The organism is Pseudomonas sediminis, assembly GCF_002741105.1.
In the GTDB taxonomy this organism is placed as follows: domain Bacteria; phylum Pseudomonadota; class Gammaproteobacteria; order Pseudomonadales; family Pseudomonadaceae; genus Aquipseudomonas; species Aquipseudomonas sediminis.
The window spans coordinates 1-18,540 of sequence record NZ_NIQU01000014.1 but is presented as its reverse complement, the minus strand read 5'-3'; the positions used below and the strand labels follow the sequence as shown (position 1 = coordinate 18,540).

Annotated in this window: 18 protein-coding genes, 1 rRNA gene and 4 pseudogenes; 9 read left to right on the top strand and 14 right to left on the bottom strand. The window is 61.3% G+C overall.

What is annotated here, in order from left to right; all coding sequences use genetic code 11:
* The first annotated feature begins 10 nt into the window (after positions 1-10).
* Positions 11-126: ribosomal RNA gene (gene rrf, locus CDO35_RS22705) — 5S ribosomal RNA — on the top strand.
* Between the two features lie 207 nt (positions 127-333).
* On the opposite strand, the gene queD is transcribed toward rrf, so the two are convergent.
* Together queD and CDO35_RS22695 are read right to left on the bottom strand one after the other, a co-directional pair.
* Positions 334-690, bottom strand: coding sequence for a 6-carboxytetrahydropterin synthase QueD (gene queD / locus CDO35_RS22700; protein WP_099526823.1), 357 nt, complete (start codon positions 688-690; stop codon positions 334-336).
* Positions 691-817: 127 nt separating this feature from the next.
* On the bottom strand, positions 818-1,897 hold the full coding sequence (locus CDO35_RS22695) for a patatin-like phospholipase family protein (RefSeq protein WP_099526822.1): 1,080 nt from the start codon (positions 1,895-1,897) through the stop codon (positions 818-820).
* 147 nt (positions 1,898-2,044) lie between these two features.
* Here CDO35_RS22695 and CDO35_RS22690 point away from each other — a divergent pair, with 147 nt between their 5' ends.
* From CDO35_RS22690 to CDO35_RS22675, 4 genes are read left to right on the top strand one after another with little or no spacing between them, the layout of a single operon-like run.
* On the top strand, positions 2,045-2,353 hold the full coding sequence (locus CDO35_RS22690; protein WP_099526821.1) for a PepSY domain-containing protein: 309 nt from the start codon (positions 2,045-2,047) through the stop codon (positions 2,351-2,353).
* Positions 2,353-2,667, top strand: a complete 315-nt coding sequence (locus CDO35_RS22685; protein WP_099526820.1) for a PepSY domain-containing protein — start codon at positions 2,353-2,355, stop codon at positions 2,665-2,667. Before CDO35_RS22690 ends, CDO35_RS22685 begins: the two co-directional genes overlap by 1 nt.
* Positions 2,667-3,335, top strand: coding sequence for a response regulator transcription factor (locus CDO35_RS22680; RefSeq protein ID WP_099526819.1), 669 nt, complete (start codon positions 2,667-2,669; stop codon positions 3,333-3,335). Before CDO35_RS22685 ends, CDO35_RS22680 begins: the two co-directional genes overlap by 1 nt.
* The gene (locus CDO35_RS22675) at positions 3,332-4,648 is read left to right on the top strand and encodes an ATP-binding protein (protein WP_099526818.1); all 1,317 of its coding nucleotides are present in this window, start codon (positions 3,332-3,334) and stop codon (positions 4,646-4,648) included. The genes CDO35_RS22680 and CDO35_RS22675 overlap by 4 nt, the downstream gene beginning before the upstream one ends.
* Before the next feature lie 111 nt (positions 4,649-4,759).
* On the opposite strand, the gene CDO35_RS22670 is transcribed toward CDO35_RS22675, so the two are convergent.
* From CDO35_RS22670 to CDO35_RS23375, 3 genes and pseudogenes are all read right to left on the bottom strand, one after another.
* On the bottom strand, positions 4,760-5,356 hold the full coding sequence (locus tag CDO35_RS22670) for an NADPH-dependent FMN reductase (protein WP_017676629.1): 597 nt from the start codon (positions 5,354-5,356) through the stop codon (positions 4,760-4,762).
* A gap of 144 nt (positions 5,357-5,500) precedes the next feature.
* Positions 5,501-6,013: pseudogene (locus tag CDO35_RS23380) on the bottom strand (methyl-accepting chemotaxis protein); the annotation flags it as partial.
* Positions 6,014-6,358: 345 nt separating this feature from the next.
* Positions 6,359-7,426: pseudogene (locus CDO35_RS23375) on the bottom strand (methyl-accepting chemotaxis protein); the annotation flags it as partial.
* A 419-nt stretch (positions 7,427-7,845) separates the two neighbouring features.
* On the opposite strand from CDO35_RS23375, the gene CDO35_RS22660 reads away from it, so the two are divergent.
* From CDO35_RS22660 to CDO35_RS23365, 3 genes and pseudogenes are all read left to right on the top strand, one after another.
* Positions 7,846-9,165 carry a Na+/H+ antiporter family protein gene (locus tag CDO35_RS22660; protein ID WP_099526816.1) on the top strand — a complete coding sequence of 440 codons (1,320 nt, stop codon included), beginning with the start codon at positions 7,846-7,848 and terminating at the stop codon, positions 9,163-9,165.
* A gap of 115 nt (positions 9,166-9,280) precedes the next feature.
* Positions 9,281-9,805: pseudogene (locus CDO35_RS23370) on the top strand (cache domain-containing protein); the annotation flags it as partial.
* A gap of 159 nt (positions 9,806-9,964) precedes the next feature.
* Positions 9,965-10,963: pseudogene (locus tag CDO35_RS23365) on the top strand (methyl-accepting chemotaxis protein); the annotation flags it as partial.
* A 1-nt stretch (position 10,964) separates the two neighbouring features.
* Here CDO35_RS23365 and CDO35_RS22650 read toward each other — a convergent pair.
* Positions 10,965-11,867, bottom strand: a complete 903-nt coding sequence (locus tag CDO35_RS22650; RefSeq protein WP_099526814.1) for a LysR substrate-binding domain-containing protein — start codon at positions 11,865-11,867, stop codon at positions 10,965-10,967.
* Between the two features lie 119 nt (positions 11,868-11,986).
* Between CDO35_RS22650 and CDO35_RS22645 the strand changes: the two genes are divergently transcribed.
* Positions 11,987-12,595 (top strand): FMN-dependent NADH-azoreductase, encoded by a 609-nt coding sequence (locus tag CDO35_RS22645; RefSeq protein ID WP_099526813.1) that lies wholly within the window; start codon positions 11,987-11,989, stop codon positions 12,593-12,595.
* 60 nt (positions 12,596-12,655) lie between these two features.
* On the opposite strand, the gene CDO35_RS22640 is transcribed toward CDO35_RS22645, so the two are convergent.
* The 8 genes from CDO35_RS22640 to CDO35_RS22605 form a co-directional block, all read right to left on the bottom strand.
* Positions 12,656-14,242, bottom strand: coding sequence for an ABC-F family ATPase (locus CDO35_RS22640; RefSeq protein ID WP_099526812.1), 1,587 nt, complete (start codon positions 14,240-14,242; stop codon positions 12,656-12,658).
* Positions 14,243-14,689: 447 nt separating this feature from the next.
* Positions 14,690-15,412 carry an Imm52 family immunity protein gene (locus CDO35_RS22635; RefSeq protein WP_099526811.1) on the bottom strand — a complete coding sequence of 241 codons (723 nt, stop codon included), beginning with the start codon at positions 15,410-15,412 and terminating at the stop codon, positions 14,690-14,692.
* 9 nt (positions 15,413-15,421) lie between these two features.
* Positions 15,422-15,904 carry a restriction endonuclease fold toxin 5 domain-containing protein gene (locus tag CDO35_RS23130; protein ID WP_269458109.1) on the bottom strand — a complete coding sequence of 161 codons (483 nt, stop codon included), beginning with the start codon at positions 15,902-15,904 and terminating at the stop codon, positions 15,422-15,424.
* 337 nt (positions 15,905-16,241) lie between these two features.
* The gene (locus tag CDO35_RS22625; RefSeq protein ID WP_243699131.1) at positions 16,242-16,604 is read right to left on the bottom strand and encodes a hypothetical protein; all 363 of its coding nucleotides are present in this window, start codon (positions 16,602-16,604) and stop codon (positions 16,242-16,244) included.
* Positions 16,597-17,121, bottom strand: coding sequence for a DUF4123 domain-containing protein (locus tag CDO35_RS22620; protein ID WP_425048552.1), 525 nt, complete (start codon positions 17,119-17,121; stop codon positions 16,597-16,599). Before CDO35_RS22620 ends, CDO35_RS22625 begins: the two co-directional genes overlap by 8 nt.
* A gap of 2 nt (positions 17,122-17,123) precedes the next feature.
* A complete protein-coding gene (locus CDO35_RS22615) occupies positions 17,124-17,531 on the bottom strand; it encodes a PAAR domain-containing protein (RefSeq protein WP_099526808.1) in 408 nt (135 codons plus the stop codon).
* Positions 17,532-17,797: 266 nt separating this feature from the next.
* Positions 17,798-18,112 (bottom strand): LasR-specific antiactivator QslA, encoded by a 315-nt coding sequence (locus CDO35_RS22610; protein WP_099526807.1) that lies wholly within the window; start codon positions 18,110-18,112, stop codon positions 17,798-17,800.
* Entirely contained in the window at positions 18,105-18,347 is a 243-nt protein-coding gene (locus tag CDO35_RS22605; protein ID WP_099526806.1) for a hypothetical protein, read from the bottom strand. The genes CDO35_RS22610 and CDO35_RS22605 overlap by 8 nt, the downstream gene beginning before the upstream one ends.
* Positions 18,348-18,540: the final 193 nt, after the last annotated feature.

Below are 18,540 nucleotides of genomic sequence, written 5' to 3'. Positions count from 1 at the left end.
AACCGAATTGCTTGACGACCATAGAGCGTTGGAACCACCTGATCCCATCCCGAACTCAGTAGTGAAACGACGCATCGCCGATGGTAGTGTGGTGCTTCACCATGTGAGAGTAGGTCATCGTCAAGCTCCTATACGAAACCCCAGATCGCTAACGCGGTCTGGGGTTTCTTCTTTGTGGCGTGGAAAACGTACTCAGGCCATCGCGTAGGGGGGCGCTGCGCGCACCGGCTGAGACGCGGTAACCGCGGGGCGTACGGCGCACCCTAAGGGGGAGTGCGTTATCGGCATCAAGAAAAAGGCCACCTGAAGGTGGCCTTTGGTGTTTCTGAGGGGTCAATCGCCGCGGTATTCGCAACCACTGGTGCAGGTTTCGTGGATGCGTACGCGCGACAGCTCCGGCAGCAAGGGCTTTACCTGTTGCCAGATCCACTTGGCCAGCACTTCGCTGGTTGGGTTTTCCAGGCCGACGATGTCATTCAGGTAGTTATGGTCGAGCTGTTCGTAGATCGGTTTGAAGATCGCCTTGATCTCGGAGAAGTCTCGAATCCAGCCAGTATAGGGATCGACTTCACCTTCGATGTAGATGGCAACGCGGAAGGAGTGGCCATGCAGGCGGCCGCATTTGTGGCCTTCCGGTACGTGTGGCAGGCGATGGGCCGCCTCGAAGATGAACTCTTTGAACAATTCCACTGACAGTGCTCGCGTAAATGATTCCGCCTGATTGGCGTTGAGCGGCGCAGTTTATCAGGTCTGGCCCGATTGCCGTCTCATCACGTCGGCCCTATAGATTGAACGACCGGCTCATAACCCCGGCGACTCAGAGGGGTTGCAGGCGTTCTACCAGGCGGCCGTTTTCGACCAGCTCGAGGAATTCGTCGCCGAGCCGCGCACTCTCGGCCATGGCCTGGCGCCAGTAGCGTTCACGCCCTTCATCGTTGCCTAGGTAGCGCTTGAAGTCGGTACGATCCGGTAGCTTGCCGTGCGGCAGGCGTGCCAGGTAGTCGCGGGATGGTGCCAGTAGCAGTACGTCCTGCAGGCGGGTTCGGTCGCCACGGCGCCAGGGCATGCTCTTGTCGAACCAGCCGGGTATGACTCGATCGGTGAAGTGCGGATAGAGCACGATGTCTTCGCCGTTGTAGGGCAGGTCGAGGTGGTAGTCGAGCAGGCCGCCGTCGCGATAGGCGCCTGGCTCCAGGCCAGGAATCTCGCGAATTGCCTCCATCACCATTGGAATCGAGCCCGACGCGAGCAGGGCGTGGCGCAGGTTTTCCGGCGTCAGTGCGTGGAAGTGCGAGCGGAAGTCGCTCAGCTGCGCGAGCGGCGGGACCTGCCGTGCATCATGCAGAATCACCCGGTCGAAATGACGGCCAAGACGTTGGCGGGCCAGCAAGTTGTTACCGATCACCGAGGACAGGCCGAGGCTGAGCTTGCCGCGATGATCATGTTGCAGCAGGCCATGGCTCTTCACTACGACGATGTGCAGACGATAGTGTGGGTTGGCGATGATGGCGGCGTCCTGATCGGCGAGTAGCTCATTGAGCATCTGCCTGCAGCTGCCGGACACCTCGGCCATGCTCACGCCCTTGGCGAAGCGCTGAGAGGTGTAGAGCTCGCCGAGTCGTCGAATACCTGCTGTGGCGTCCGGCAGACAGGCGCTGGCGAAGCGCCAGGAACCGATGGAGGCGCCGATCAGGGCGCGCTCGCGGGGCGCACGAGGCAGCCAGTCCCCAAACAGTGCGAGATCCAGCCCCTGAATAGCGATGCCCTTGGGGCCGCCTGCTGCGCCAGGCAGGATGCCGACGTCTGCCGGGCTCAGGCCATTCTGGCGAATGCGCGCCAGGGCTCTGGTACCAGCCTTGATGGTCAGGGCAGGGGATTTGATATGGATCGCGCTCATCGATGCCTCCTTTCGAACAGGCGATTATAGAGCCCTGAATGGGCAGGCCAAGCCACTTCACACGGTGAATGACGCAAGTGAATTCAGCTTGAATTAAGTGCCTGGGCCTACAGTGGCAGTCACTGATTCGCTGCTGGAGAACCCCCCATGAAACGATTGCTCAGCCTTGCAACACTTGCCACCCTCGTCAGCGCCGCTACCATTGCCCAGGCGCGTGATCTCGGTCCGGACGAGGCGCTGCGTCTGCGTGATGCCGGAACCATCAAGTCTTTCGAACAGCTCAATGAGGCTGCACTCGCTCAGCACCCGGGTGGGAGCATCGAAGAAACCGAGCTGGAAGACGAATACGGCCGCTATATCTATCAGATCGAGCTGCGCGACGCCCAGGGCGTGCAGTGGGACCTGGAGCTGGATGCCAGCACCGGGGAAATTCTCAAGAACCACCAGGACGATTGATGAAGTTTCGTCGTACCACCGCGCTGTTGCTGGTTCTGGCAAGCGGCCTTGTCAGCGTGCCGGGTATTGCGCGCGATCTCGATCAGGATGAAGCGCTGCGCCTGCGCCGCGAGGGTGTCATCATGCCTTTCGAGCAATTGATGCAGCACATCGGCAGTGCCTACCCCGGCTCCACGCTGCTTGAGGCGGAGCTGGAAGAGGAGGACGGTGTGTTGGTGTATGAGGTCGAGATTCTGACCACCTCGGGCGTGGTACGTGAGCTCGAATTGGATGCCCGCAACGGCAATATTCTGAAGGACGAGGAAGACGACTGATGCGCCTGTTGCTGGTGGAAGACCATGTCCCCCTGGCCGATGAACTGACCGCCAGCCTGGCTCGCCAGGGCTATGCCGTGGACTGGCTGGCCGATGGTCGCGATGCGGCCTATCAGGGCGCCAGCGAGCCTTATGACCTGATCATTCTTGATCTCGGTCTACCGGGCAAGCCGGGCCTGGAGGTGTTGCAGGAGTGGCGTGCCGGTGGCCTGGCGACACCGGTACTGGTGCTTACCGCGCGTGGCTCCTGGGCCGAGCGCATCGAAGGCCTGAAGGCCGGCGCCGATGACTACCTGACCAAACCCTTCCACCCTGAAGAGTTGGCCCTGCGTATTCAGGCGTTGTTGCGCCGCGCTCATGGCCTGGCCAACCAGCCGCAACTGGAGGCTGCCGGCCTGCAACTGGACGAGAGTCGCCAGTGCGTGACCTCGGGCGGTGAGGCCATCGACCTGACCGCTGCCGAATTTCGCCTGCTGCGTTACTTCATGCTGCACCCAGGACAGATCCTGTCCAAGAGTCACCTCGCCGACCACCTGTATGACGGCGAGACAGAGCGTGATTCCAACGTCATCGAAGTGCACGTCAACCGCTTGCGCGGCAAGCTCGGACGCAACGTGATCGAGACCCGCCGTGGGCAGGGCTACCGCTTTACCGGAGAGCAGGGTTGAGGTCCATTCAGCGCCGGCTCGGCATTGGCCTGGCCGCGACGCTGTTGCTGGCCGGACTGGTTCTGGCGCAGGCCAGTCTCTGGGTTTTCGACCGTGGTCTGCGCGCTTACCTGGAGGAAGACCTGCGCGACGAGGCGCAGGGGCTGCTGACGGCGATGGTGCGTGGGCCGTCTGGTCTGCAACTGGATGAGCGACGTCTTGATCCCTCGTTCCAGCGGCAGTTTTCCGGGCATTACTTTCGCATCGACTTTGCCGATGATCGTAGCTGGCGTTCGCGCTCGCTGTGGGATCGTGAACTGCTCAAGCCCAATGGCACGGGCATGCAGGCCGAGCTGGGCGATGGCCCGCAAGGCCAACTGCTGCTGATCTACCGCGCCGACTACCGCCGCTATGGCGAAAATCTGTCGATCAGCGTGGCGCAGGACTACCAGCCAATACTGCAGAGCTTTCGTCGCATGCAGTGGGTCGGACTCGGCCTGGGTGGTGCGGCGCTGCTGCTGATCCTGATCGCCCAGCGCTACACCGTGCACCGCGCATTACGCCCGCTGGAGCAAGTGCGCCGGCAGATCGCGCAGCTGCAGCAGGGCCGGCGTACTGACCTAGATGCCGAGGTGCCCGAGGAGCTGGAGTCGCTGGTGGCACAGATAAACCACCTGTTGGCGCACACGGAAGATACCCTCAAACGCTCGCGCAATGCCCTGGGCAACCTGGGCCATGCGTTGAAAACGCCGCTGGCTGTATTGATCAGCCTGGCTGGTCGCGAGGAGTTGGCCGCGCATCCGGCGTTGCGCGCGAGCATGCGCGAGCAATTGGAGCAGATCGAGCAACGCCTCAGCCGCGAGCTGGGGCGTGCGCGCCTGGCTGGTGAGGTGTTGCCGGGGGCGCGCTTCGATTGCGCGCAGGAGTTGCCAGGGCTGTTCGACACCTTGTCGATGATTCATGACCGTGGCCTGAGTCTGGAGTGGCAGGCGCCCCCGGGACTGGTGTTGCCGCGTGACCGTGAAGACTTGCTGGAGTTGCTCGGCAACCTGCTGGACAACGCCTGCAAATGGGCCGACCAGCGCGTGCAGTTGACGGTGGAAGAGAGCGCCGAGGGCTATCGCTTATGTGTCGATGATGACGGCCCCGGCATCGATGCCGAGCGCCGTGAGGCCGTGCTGGGGCGTGGTACTCGCCTGGATGAACAGGTGGCGGGGCACGGTCTGGGCCTTGGTATCGTGCGCGATATCATCGAGGCCTGGCATGGCCGTATAGAACTGCAGGACAGCCCGCTGGGCGGGCTGCGAGTGGTGGTCAGTCTGCCACGGCGTTGAGCCTCGGGCTCACGCCGGTCACACCATCATCTGGTGGGTTATGCGGCGCGTTAAGCTCGCTGGCGTCTGCAAACGCTATGTTCAGCGCCGCTAATCCACCCTATGGATCCCTTACATACCGTTGGCGAAGGCCGAGTTGTCGAAGCTGATGGCGGCGCGTACTGGCTGCAGGGCGTGGGCGTAACGCACCAGTACATCGAGCGCGTAATCGATGCGGGCGCGGATGCGCTCATCGGCTTCGTCCACCGCCTGCGGGCCGTTCAATACCTTCTCGACCTGACGCACGATCAGGTGCTCCGGCAGGTAGCACAGGCGGCAGTTCTTGTAGCTGGAGGCGCGCAGTTCGCTAATCGGGTAGGCGCCGCCGATGCCGGAGGACACGCCCACCAGCAGGCCCGGCTTGTGCGCCAGTTCGGCCTTGCTGGCGTAGATGAAGAAATTCTTGATCGCCGGGCAGGCCATGCCGTTCCACTCCGGCGCGATGATCACCACCGCATCGGCAGCCGCCAGTTGCTGTTGGTACATGCCCCAGGGGCCGGCATCTTCAGCGGGCCACAGCGGTAGCGGCGCCAGGCCCAGATCGATGATGCTGCTGGTGTCCTGCGTGGTTTGACCCATCTCGATCAGGCGCTGACGCAGTACGCGAGCGACCTTTCCCGATTGGCTGTTGTTGCGGCTGGAACCGGCGACCAAGGCGATATTGAGCATGTTGCTTCCCCCAAAAAGAACGCAGGCTAGGCGATTGCCTGCCTGCGCCGCAAGGGAAGCGCCGCCAGATCGAGGATGATTTGGCGTCATTCTCATATCTGGCTTGCTTGGGTTTTCGGTGCGCATGGCGCACCCTACCTGACGTTACACGCGGAACTGGTCCATCAGGCTCTGCTGATGATTGGCCAGGCGGTTGAGGTTCTGGCTCACCTGCGCCGACTCATCGGCCTGCGCGGTGATGGCCTCGGTGACATCGCGGATCGAGGCGACGTTGCGGTTGATCTCCTCGGCTACCGAGCTCTGTTCCTCCGCCGCGCTGGCGATCTGCAGGTTCATGTCGGTAATGGTGCTGACCGCCTGGCTGATGCGCTGCAATGCGGCCACGGCCTGCTGCACCTGCTCGACGCTGCCCTGTGCCTGGCGATGGCTGCTGTGCATGGTGCTGACCACTTCGCGCGTGCCGCTCTGCAGGCCTTCGATCACCTGGCGGATTTCCTCGACCGAGTCCTGGGTGCGTTTGGCCAGGTTGCGCACCTCGTCGGCGACCACGGCAAAGCCGCGACCGGCCTCACCGGCACGCGCGGCTTCGATGGCGGCGTTGAGGGCGAGCAGGTTGGTCTGCTCGGCAATCGAGCGGATCACTTCCAGCACCGAGCCGATCTGCTCGCTGCTGCTGGCCAGGCCTTCGACTTCCTGCATGGCCACGTTCATTTCATTGGCCAAAAGATCGATGGTGCTGGTGGTGCGGTCGATCACCTGCAGGCCTTCGCGGCTGGCCTGGTCGGCATTGCGCGCGGCTTCTGCGGCCTGCGCGGCGTTGTGGGCAACATCCTGAGCGGTGGCGCTCATTTCCTGGAAGGCGGTCGCCACCTGGTCGACCTCGCGATACTGCTGCTGCATACCGGCGCTGGTCTGGCTGGCGATCGCTGCGGACTGATCGGCCGTGCTGCGGGCGTCGATCACGCTGTTTTTAACGTCGGCGATAATGGGCTGCAGTTTGTCGAGGAAGCGGTTGAACCAGCCGGCCAGCTCGCCCAGTTCATCCTGCCGGGCGTATTGCAGACGGCGGGTCAGGTCGCCTTCACCGCTGGCGATATCCTTGAGCATGGCGGCAACTCCAAGAATCGGCCGCGTTACGCCGCGTGCCGTTAGCCACATCAGCAGCAGGCCGGCGATCACCGCGACAAGCCCCATCAGCAGGGCGACCAGGCTGTCACTGGCGCGGTTGGCATCAAGCTGTGCGCCCAGCTTGATGGCACGTTCGAGCAGCACTTGCTGTGGGACTTCGAGCAGCACCGACCAGGGCTTTGACTCGGGAATGGGTTTGAAAGGGCTGATCTCACGGAGCATGTCACCGTGGCGCAGTTCGGCATCGCTACCGCTCTGGATCAGGCCGCGCAGTTCGCTGGCGTTATCGGGAAAGGCGCGCTCGACCGGCTGGCTCAACAGACTGCCGTCGCGGCTGTGGCCCGCCAGAAGTGCGCTAGGGCTGAAGATGCTGATATGGCCCTGGCCGTCGTACAGCTCGCGATTGGCCTCCTGGCTGATCTGCTGCAGGCTGGCCAGGCTGATATCGACCCCCATCACGCCGATGATCTTGCCGTCGAGCTCCAGCGGGAAGGCGATGCTGGTCATCAGCGTCTTCTGCCCGCCGACGTCGTCGTAATAAGGCTCCAGCACGCAGGGTTGGCGGGTCTCGCGCGGGCAGGTGTACCAGGCGTTGTAGGCCACGCCGTTGTCACCAGGCGTGGTGTCGCCGAGCAGTTGCTCGGTCATTGCCTCGGCTTCCAGCTTGCCGACCGTGGGCTGTGCCCAGTACAGCGCGAAGCGCCCTGCGTCATTGCTGCCCAGGTCGGGCTGGTCAGCGAATAGCTCGTCCTTGCCGTCCAGAGCGTTGGGTTCGAACACCAGGTACAGGCCGAGCAGGGCGGGGTTGGCTTCCAGGCTGCTGCGCACCTGACGGGTCAGGTCTTCACGCAGGTCGAAGGCATCAAGGAAGCGCTTCTCTGCCTGCTCGCGCAGAAACAGGATCTGCCGGGAAAATCCTTTGCCGTACTGGTAGGCGTCCATGAAGTAACGCTGGATGCGGATCGCCTGTAATTCACTGCGCGCCTTGAGGCGTAGTGTCGCGCTCTCCTCCAGCATGGCAGAGCTTGCTTCACGCACCAGGCTGGCGCTGCGGCTGGACTGATACTGCGACGCGCCTACCAGCAGAGTGACGATGGCAAGCAGGCACAGGCCGGCGAGCAGGGTGATCTTCCATTGGATCGAAAGACGACTGAACAGCATGGTGTGTTCCTTTCTGCATGGACTAATACGGTTATCGGTGTGCGGCCCGCTTTCTTGACTGGCGCGGATTATGGTCGAAATTATGCACGATTTGATTGATATTATGAACGATTGCCTGTTTTGACAGGATAGTCCGCATCCGGCAGAGTACGCGGCTTTTTGTGCCGGCCGGGCCGGAACGTTTGAAGGTGGAGTGCTTTATGAACGCTGTAATCGCCGCGGTCGGCATCATGCTGGTCCTTAGCCTTTGTCGCGTACACGTGGTCGTGGCGCTGATCATTGGTGCGCTGGCCGGGGGCCTGCTGGGTGGACTGGGCGTCGAGGGCACGCTGAAAGCGTTCAACCAGGGGCTCGGTGGCGGGGCGACGGTTGCCCTGTCTTACGCGCTGCTGGGCGCTTTCGCCGTGGCCATCGCCAAGTCGGGCCTGGCTCATGCCCTGGCGGACAAGGCACTGGCGCTGGTCGACAAACAGCAGGATGGTGCTGGCGGTGCGCTGAAATGGTTGCTGATCGCGCTGCTGCTGGCGGTGGCGATCTCCTCACAGAACCTGGTGCCGATCCACATCGCCTTCATTCCTCTGCTGGTACCGCCGCTACTCTATGTGCTGAGCAAGTTGCAGCTCGACCGCCGCTTGATCGCCTGCGTGCTGACGTTCGGCCTGATCACGCCGTACATGTTCTTGCCGGTCGGTTTTGGCGGCATCTTCCTCAACGAGATCCTGCTGGCCAACGTGGCCAAGTCCGGTGTCGACGTCACGGGTATCAGCATCACCCAGGCCATGGCGATTCCGGCGCTGGGCATGCTCTTCGGTCTGCTTGTGGCGGTGCTGTTCAGCTATCGCGGCAAGCGCACCTATGATCTGGAAAAGGTCGCGCAGGCCGAGCGTGTGGACGTGCAGTACAACCCGTTGAGCCTGCTGGTGGCGGGGCTGGCTATCGCCGCAGCGTTCATCGTGCAGTTGTGGCTGGACTCGATGATCATCGGCGCGCTAGTCGGCTTCGTGATTTTCTCGGTGTCCGGCGTGGTGCGCTGGAAGGAAGCAGACGGTCTGTTCACCGAAGGCATGAAGATGATGGCCATGATCGGCTTCATCATGATCGCCGCCGCCGGTTTTGCCGAGGTGATGAAGACCACTGGTGAGGTCAAGACGCTGGTTGACAGTTCGGCAGCTCTGATCGGTCACAACAAGGCCGTTGGCGCGTTGCTGATGCTGCTGGTCGGGCTGTTGGTGACCATGGGTATCGGCTCGTCCTTCTCGACCATCCCGATCATCGCAGCGATCTTCGTGCCGTTGGGCGTGCAACTGGGTTTCAGCCCGCTGGCTATCGTCTGCATCGTCGGCACTGCCGGTGCCCTGGGCGACGCCGGTTCACCCGCTTCGGACTCGACGCTGGGGCCAACTTCGGGTTTGAACGCCGATGGCCAGCACAATCATATCTGGGACAGCGTGGTGCCCACCTTCCTGCACTACAACCTGCCGCTGCTGGCGTTCGGTTGGGCTGCCGCTATGCTGCTGTAAAGGCGTAAACAGACGCCGGATTAAGTTCTCGGCGCCTTGGGTCGCTTAATTCTTCCACGGGGTTGCCGATACATCGGTAGCCCCGTTTTTGGTTTCGCACACAAGGACAATAAGAATGCGCCTGACACTGAAAGCCAAGGTCATACTGCTTGCGCTGGTTCCCGTCATCCTTTTCGCGCTGGTGCTCAGCGGTACGGCGGCGAGGGTGTTGCAGAATCTGGCTGCTGACGAAGTGGCCGAGACGCGCGAGCGTCTGCTGCAGGAGAAACGCAGCGAGCTCGAGCATTACATCCAGATCGCACTGGGCTCGGTGAAGGGGCTCTACGATGGCGCCGCGCAAGGCGACATGGCCAGTCGCGAACAGGCCATCGGCATCCTCTCCAAGATCAAGTACGGTGCCGACGGCTACTTCTTCGGTCATGACTCCAACGTGGTGCGCCTGTTCCGTGGCGACAGCCCGGTGGATGTCGGCAAGAGCCTGGCCGACCGGCGCGACCCGAACGGTGTGTACATCAACCGTGAGCTGGTCAATGTGGCTAAGAACAACAGCTACTTCGTCAACTACTCCTCGCCGTTGCCGGGTAACGAATCGGTAATGGTGCCCAAGCTCGCCTACAGCTACTACCTGCCCAAATGGGACATGGCTCTCGGCACCGCGCTCAACCTCGACGGTATCGAAGCGCAGATCGCCGAAGTCCAGGCCGAGATCGACCGCCGCATCGGCACCATCATCACCAGCATCATGGTAGTGGCGGCGATCCTGTTGCTGGTGTTCGGCGTGATCGGTGTCTGGCTGGGTAACGCCTTCCTGCGTCCTCTGCAACAGATCAAGGCCAATCTCGACGACATTGCTGCAGGGGAGGGTGATCTGACCCGCCGCCTGCCGATCACCAGTGAGGACGAGTTGGGCCAGCTGGCCGGCTCCTTCAACCGTTTTGTCGAGAAGGTGCATGGCCTGGTACGGCAGATCGTCGAAATGACCGGGCAGCTCACCGAGCTGGTGGGCCAGGTTTCGGAACAGGCGCAGCGCTCCGAGCAGGCCATGGGGCAGCAACGTCACGAAACCGACCAGGTGGCTACGGCGATCAACGAAATGTCCGCCGCCGCTCACGAAGTGGCCAAGAGCGCGCAGAATGCCGCCGAAGCCGCGCAGCAGACCGATCGCGAAGGGCAAGCGGCCAAGAGCGTGGTCGATGGCAGCATCCAGCGTATTCACTCGCTGGTCGAAGATATTCGCAGCAGCGGCGTCTCGCTCGATAGCCTGCAGCAGGACGTGCAGTCCATCGTCAGCGTGCTCGATGTAATCCGCTCTATCGCCGAACAGACCAACCTGCTGGCGCTCAACGCGGCCATCGAGGCGGCGCGTGCCGGTGAGGCCGGGCGTGGTTTTGCCGTGGTCGCCGATGAGGTGCGCGCCCTGGCCAGCCGCACGCAGCAGAGCACCCAGGAAATCCAGGGCATGATCGACCGCCTGCAGCAGGGTACGCAGCAGTCGGTGACTTCGATGCGTCGCTCCAGCGATGCCGGCGAGCTGACCAGCGAGCAGGCTAACAAGGCCGGCGAATCGCTCGACGCCATTGCTCAGCTGATCGCCACCATCAATGCGATGAACGCGCAGATTGCCAGCGCCGCCGAGGAGCAGACGGCGGTAGCCGAGGAGATCAATCGCAGCGTGCATCAGATAGCCGTTGCCGTGGACAGCGTCGCCGATGAAACCGAACGTGGTGCGCAGACTGCGCGCAGCCTGGCCGGCCTGGGCGATCGTCTCGGCGCGCTGGTGCGTCAGTTCCGTATCTGAGTCAGAGCGGGTAGCTCCAGCGACTGAATGCATCGCTGAGCAACTCGATCCAGGCGCGGACAGCCGGCGACATGCCGCGCCTGTGGGTGTAAGCCAGCTGGACATAGCCCTGAGGCACCGTCCAGTGCGGCAGCAATGAAACCAGGCTGCCATCGGCCAATTCCTCGTGGCAGTAAATGGTGGGCAGAAAGGTGATGCCCACTCCGGCCAATGCTGCCGATTTGCGTATGGGAAAGTCGTCGACGGCCAAGCGTGCTTCCAGGGCGATCTCGCGGGCCTCCTGCGTCGTGTTGTGATGAAAGCGCAGATGAATGCGCCGGTCGGCTCCAATAGCGCCTAGCGCTGGCAACTGCTGCAGGTCTTCCGGCTGCTCCAGGCGCAGCCCGGCGACCAGATTCGGGCATGCCACTACACAGGCATGGGCGGGTATGAGGCGGCGAGTGATCAGACCCGGTTCTTCATCATCGACGCTGCGTACGCGCAGGGCGACGTCCACCGCCTCATTGAGCAGATCGATACGGCGGCTGGTTTGCACGACCTCCAGCTGCACCCTGGGATAGCGCTTCAGAAAATCATTGATCAGATCGGGCAACAGGGCCAAGCCCGGTGGCGTGGAGAAGCGTACCCGGCCACGCGGCTCGCTGGTCAGGTTTGTGACAGTTTCCTCGGCCTGTTCCGCTTCCAGCAACATCGCCTGGCAATGGCGCAGGTAGCGTTCGCCGATATCGGTCAGCGCCAGCTTGCGTGTCGAGCGTTGCAGCAAGCGCGCGCCCAGGCGCTGCTCCAGCTCGGCGATGCGCCGCGATAGGCGCGACTTGGGAATGCCCAGCAGCCGCCCGGCCGCGGCGAAACCACCGGCTTCCACTACTTTGGCGAAGTAGAACAAGTCGTTGAGGTCCTGCATTTCACTGTCCTATGTGTGGGACGAAGCATCACGATTTTGCCATCTTATCGGTTATTGGGCTCATCGCTAGTATCACCTCCATTGTGCCGCCATGTCGCACCACTCTCTGGAGATACACCATGAAACTACTGCACATCGATTCCAGCATCCTGGGTGATGCGTCCGCTTCCCGTCAGCTCAGCCGCTCTGTTGTCGAAGCCTGGAGTGTTGCCGCGCCGAATGCCCAGGTTACCTACCGCGACCTGGCCAGTGATGCGATCAGCCACTTCTCCGCTGCCAGCCTGGTAGCCGCCGGCACTCCGGCCGAGCTGCGTGACGCCGCGCAGAAACACGAGGCCGAACTGGCCGAGCGCACCCTGGAAGAGTTCCTTGCTGCCGATGCCATCGTCATCGGTGCACCTATGTACAACTTCAGCGTTCCCAGCCAGCTGAAGGCCTGGATCGACCGTATTGCCGTCGCCGGCAAGTCGTTCAAGTACACCGAGAATGGCCCGGTAGGGCTGGCAGGTGGCAAGACCGTGGTGATCGCCTCCAGCGCCGGTGGTATTCATTCCGGCCAGCCGTCTGGCCAGGCGCATGAGGACTACCTGGTGCGCGTGCTGAATTTCCTCGGCATCGACGACATCGAGATCGTTCGCGCCGAAGGCCTGGCCTACGGCGAAGAGCCGCGCGCCGAAGCCATGAAAGGTGCTGCGCAGCGTATCTCCGAGCTGTTCGCTACTGCCTGAGCAGAGTGCTGAAACAACAAAGCCCGCAAAAGCGGGCTTTGTTGTTTCTGTAGCGTGTGCTCAGACGATGATGCCCTGGCTGCGCAGGTAGTCGTCGTAGGTGCCACTGAAGTCGGTCACGCCGTTATCCGACAGCTCGATGATGCGCGTGGCCAGGGAGCCAACGAATTCACGGTCATGGCTGACGAAGATCAGCGTGCCCGGGTAGTTCTCCAGCGCCAGGTTGAGCGCTTCGATCGATTCCATGTCCAGGTGGTTGGTCGGTTCGTCCATCACCAGCACGTTGGGCTTTTGCAGGATCAGCTTGCCGAACAACATGCGGCCTTGCTCACCACCGGAGATTACCTTCACCGACTTGAGGATCTCGTCGTTGGAGAACAGCATGCGCCCGAGGGTGCCGCGGATCACCTGCTCACCGGTCGTCCACTGGCCCATCCAGTCGAACAGGGTCACGTCATCTTCGAAATCGTGGGCGTGATCCTGAGCGTAGTAGCCAACCTCGGCGCTCTCGGTCCATTTCACCGAACCGGCGTCCGGCTGCATTTCGCCGACCAGGGTGCGCAGCAGGGTGGTCTTGCCGATACCGTTGGGACCGATGATCGCCACGCGCTCGCCGGCTTCGACGGTGAAACTGAAGTTCTTGAACAGCACCTTGTCGTCGAAGGCCTTGGACACTTTCTCGATGGTCACGGCCTGGCGGTGCAGTTTCTTGGTCTGCTCGAAGCGAATGAACGGGCTGACGCGGCTCGACGGCTTGACCTCGGCCAGCTGGATCTTGTCGATCTGCTTGGCGCGGCTGGTCGCCTGCTTGGCCTTGGAGGCGTTGGCCGAGAAGCGGCTGACGAAGCTTTGCAGCTCGGAGATCTGCGCCTTCTTCTTGGCGTTGTCGGCCAGCAGCTGCTCGCGCGACTGGGTTGCGGCAGTCATGTACTCGTCGTAGTTGCCCGGGAACAGGCGCAGCTCGCCGTAATCCAGGTCAGCCATGTGAGTGCAGACCGAGTTCAGGAAGTGACGGTCGTGGGAGATGATGATCATGGTGCTGTTACGCGCCGTGAGGATCGTTTCCAGCCAGCGGATGGTGTTGATGTCCAGGTGGTTGGTCGGTTCGTCGAGCAGCAGCACGTCCGGATCGGAGAACAGCGCCTGGGCCAGCAGCACGCGCAGCTTCCAGCCTGGAGCGACTTCGCTCATCGGGCCGAAATGCTGTTCGAGCGGGATGCCCAGGCCGAGTAGCAGTTCGCCCGCGCGCGATTCAGCGGTATAGCCATCCATCTCTGCGAACTCACCTTCCAGCTCGCCAACCTTCATGCCGTCTTCTTCGCTCATTTCCGGCAGCGAGTAGATGCGGTCGCGCTCAGCCTTGACCTTCCACAGCTCCTCATGACCCATGATCACGGTGTCGATCACGTTGAATTCTTCGTAGGCGAACTGATCCTGGCGCAGCTTGCCCAGGCGCACGTTCGGCTCGAGCATCACCTGGCCGCCCGAAGGCTCGAGGTCGCCGCCAAGAATTTTCATGAAGGTCGACTTGCCGCAGCCGTTGGCGCCAATCAGGCCGTAGCGGTTGCCGTTGTTGAACTTGACGGAAACGTTCTCGAACAGCGGCTTGGCGCCGAACTGCATGGTGATGTTAGCGGTGGAAATCAAAGGACTTACCTATCAATAACTTGAGGTGCGCTGTTTAAAGGGTGATACCGCTTTCGAGCCTTTCAGCTCGGCCCGAACCGAGGAAGACGAACCTGCGCATATAAGTGAACGCCACGCCCCTGCCGGCAGACGAGCCGATAGGCTGGTGAGGCATGGGGGGAGTGTCGGGCATCGTGGCGCCTGGGCCTGGTGCTGCTCAGGGCGACGTCGAAGCGCGCAATGGTATCACTTGGCACATGTAACTTCAGCCATCGCGGAGATTGACTGCAGAGTATTGCGCGCCGAGACGCCACATGAGCAGGCGGCGCAAGGGGAGGGTGCGCCGCGCACACCACCGCGCGGCTGGCGCCTGTGCGAGCACCCCGCAAGCTGTCGCACAGCACCGTGCAAGGTAGCTACAGTCTGAGCTCGCTGTGCCTGGCATATTCCTCAGGCTTTGCAACGGGGTCAATTGTTGAACAGGGGCAGATAGCCGAGTTCGACGAGCTTCGTGTCCAGCGTACCGACAATTCGGAAGTGCTCTCTATTGCGTTCATCCATAACCTGGGTGCAGCTCACCAAAATTGTGCCGCGGCCCGGTATGTCAATCAGTTCATCCGCATCCGGAAAGTCGCTGGCCTTTAGCGAGTGCGGGCAAAAACCGATCCAGCCGATGGTTTGCCGTTCGTTGAAGGTCTGGCCATCTAGGTAGTACCTGCCGGGGGCGATCACCCCCCAATCGATTTCGGGCCAGATGGATACCGCTTGTCGCAGCATCTCCACCAACACCGGACGTGGGTTCTCAAGGGCCGAAACCAGAGCGCCGGCATCTTCGAAATCCATGCTGGATATGGACTCCATGTTGTGTGCGTCGTAACTTAAAGCCAGACCCCCTTGCAGCGGATCTTCCTGTCCATTCCACACGGATAGCGACAGCCATGACGGATACTCGGCGTCGAAACTTGCGGCTGCAGCCGTGGACAATGCCTGAGGAGCGCTCAGGACGTCATTGCTCAATGCGTCCTGAACTGAGGCGCCTTGTAGATACCATTTACCAAGAACTGGATTTAATTGGCCCAAGGTACTCAGGTAATAGCGTATGCGCTCCAACTGCTCCTCATGGGAGACCGTGGCGATCGCGTGTTTGTTGAAGCGCATCTTGAATACAAAGGACCGGAAAGAACTTGCCATGCTGGCTCCTTAGGCAATCAGATCGGGATTATCCCGGTAGTACTCGTCGAATTCGCGTTGTTCACGCTCACGGTGTTCTTGGTATTCGTCGTGCTCAGGGGTGTTCGGCATTGGATTCCAGAAAGCGGTCAGATTCGTCAGCCCCAAGCGGCGATATTGACTGGAGCAGTGCTCGTAGACGATGCGCTGGAGAAAGTGCCATTCGACTCTGACGGGTGGTGTAGGCCTCGCCTTGGCCGAGTGGCGGCGCGCAGGGTCTACAAGGACTGATTTGACCGGTGCCCAGGGCTTTGGAACACCCAGCAACGGTACAAACATGAAGGCGTAGTTGGCCTTGGCCTCCAGTAGGGTACAACGCGGTTCTTCGAATCCATCCCACCAGGTTTCGTTCCATCGCCATTCGTAAGGCGGAGGAAATCCGGTTACCCAGGCCTGGTATCGCGAAGACAGATCCGACATGGAGTGGCCTTTGCCGTTGTTGGCCACAGCCATGGTGCCCTCTGAGGGAGGACAATCAATACATTCGTCGTCTCGTTCTGCATCGCAGGTGCGTGTGCGCTCGTCCGCCTTGTCAGCAGTACGCGTTTGCGGCAGTACCTGAGGCTGTGGAATGGGGCGTGGAACGGGCCGAACTCCCGACTGGGGAAGTGTCTCTGGCATAGGGCGAGGGGATGGCCGAGCTGTAGGCATTGGAAGGCGGGGAGCCGGTGGGCGGGCCAGAGGCATACCCGGCCCGAACCGAGGTGTTGCGCGAAGACCCATGGTTGCGCCAGGACTGCCCAGCGCGGTTCCAGCAGCGGTGATCAAACCACCCATATCCGACTCCTTGTCAGTTCCATGTGGCGTTCTTGAGCTTCCAGACGAACCTCATCACGCTCCTATAGTCCTTGAAACGTTGCTCAGGCGAGTCATCGACCGGGCGTGTCATCCAAGATACGAATGCATCATCTCTGTGAAAGTCAGGGAACATGAGCCCGTAGCGCATGAAGTCCTCTGTCGACTGAGGATCGGTTAGTCCGAACTCCTCGGCGTACCGTCGATACCTGGCCAAGTAGCTTGTGCCTCCCGTGAGGCCGTGCCGAGCAAACCAATTCGGATCCTGAGCTCGCACCTCTAGGAGCAACTTCTCGATGACTTCGTCGCGGCGTACTGCGTCAAGCTTTGCTATCTGCTCGCTCGACAGTTCAAGCATGCTGCCCCCCTTGAGTATCTTCATCCAGAGGGAGGTAGCGGGACTCCAACGGCTGCCATACCAGCCAATGCTCGATAGGTTGCATCATTTGTTGGCGCTGCTCCTTGTTCAGGACGCTATCAAGTGCCCGCCGAACAACGGGATTGTAATAACGGAAGAGTGACTTTCTACCGTCGGTTAGCCGAGTGAACAGAAGCGAGCCAAGATGCTGGGACAGAACCTCGAAGCTCTTGGTGCTCAGTAGCCATGACACCAGGGGTTCTTTGCGGTCTCGGTCTACGAGCCAGTTTTGCAAATCGCTGCGCTCTTCCAGCTGAACAAGAGCTGGTCCACCTTGCTTGACCGCATCTAACTCCGTGCCGTCCAACAGCCACTGCCATTTATCAGAGGCTTGATCTAACCGTTTACCCAAGGTCAAGTAGCGAGCCCCGTCTACAAGCGCGAAAAGCTTCAGCCCTGGCTTGTCCGAGAGGCGTATCCGCAGTTCGTCTTCGATACTGCGAAAGCCGTTGGTCATACTCATCCCCGGACTCCGATTGATTCCAGCGGTACAAATGTTTGGTTGCGACTGGCAGCGAGAAGTAAGCAGGGCAAGCAAATCTTTGGAGCCATGGGCACAGAAAGCGGAGTCGTAAAGGCGGCAGCCGCATGTGTATTGCCGATGATTACGGTTCCCGACCCACCGACTACCACATTCCCGTGACTCCCTGTGCTGCCTAGAGTTGCAACGGGCAATCCGTCGATAAACACATTGGCAACAAGGTTGCCCACCAGCGCTGAGCCGCAAGCAGTGGGGTCGCCTTGGCGGGCCGCTGGCAAACCATCGAATAGGACGTCTGGGGAGCCAGAAACGATGGGGTTGGTGCCATGGCCTGGCAGTGGGCAGGCAGTCGGATCGGTAACTCGTGCTGCTGGTTTTCCACTCATTCTGCAGATCCTTGCATGAGCGCGAAGTCGCTTCGAAGACGATGGCCAGAGGAGCTGGCGGGTTCTATCAAGAAGCCCGAATACGAATCGCTCCATCCAGATTTCGCACGCGACCTTAGCAGGATGAAAGTGCGCAAAATATTGCGCGAATGGCCCCGGGGCAGCGAGATATGCGGGCTTGCTGAGAATGTAAGAAAATATTACTTTGCGTGAGCCGTCGTGTGACTGGCGCGTGTGCGAGCAGTAGGCAAGCTGCCGCACAGCGCCTATAGCCTGAACTCGGTGCGCCTGGCCCCATGCTCGCCACCCAGTGGGAAGCCCAGTGGGAAGCACAAACGCTGGTGGATGCGGCTGAGAAAGCCCAGCTCGAAGGCATGGCGCTGCGCACCCGGCGGGTTCAGCTGGCGCTCCAGCAACAGGTTGGCCCATAACCAGCCGCTGTTGGTATCGTCCAGCCAGGCCTGAGCGGTTTGTACGCCGTGGCCGAAGCTGGCCTGGCAATCTTCGCTCCAGCCAAAGTCCGCTGCTGGTTGCCCGTCATGGGCGGGCAGGTGGGTGAGGTGCCGTTGCAGCTCAATCATGCTCGGCCCTCCCGGTTGCCTGGGCGATGGCCCGCCGATAGAGCTCGACCAACTCGCTCAGCAACGCATTGGTGGTGCTCGCCAACTCCGGCTCCGGCACCCGCCGCAACAGCTTGGCCAGCAGCGCCGCCCGATACTCGGCTGCCGCCTGGTATGGGCAATCGTCCGCCAGGTGGCTATGTAGCGGATTGCGGGGTGTAGGGACGGGGATAACGACGGAGTCAGACCTGGCCATGCGGCACCTCCAGAACGGAAGTTGACACGACAGCCTGCAGCCCAGGGCGGAGCCCTTGGGTAAAAGGGGGATAGTGCATTTTCCTTATGCTCCTTCGTGGATTTAAGGAGCCGCGTTCCATTCGCTACCACACGATATGGAGGCGGACCGTGCAAGGGTGGTAGACCGACCCACGAAGGACGCCGGCCAGGCC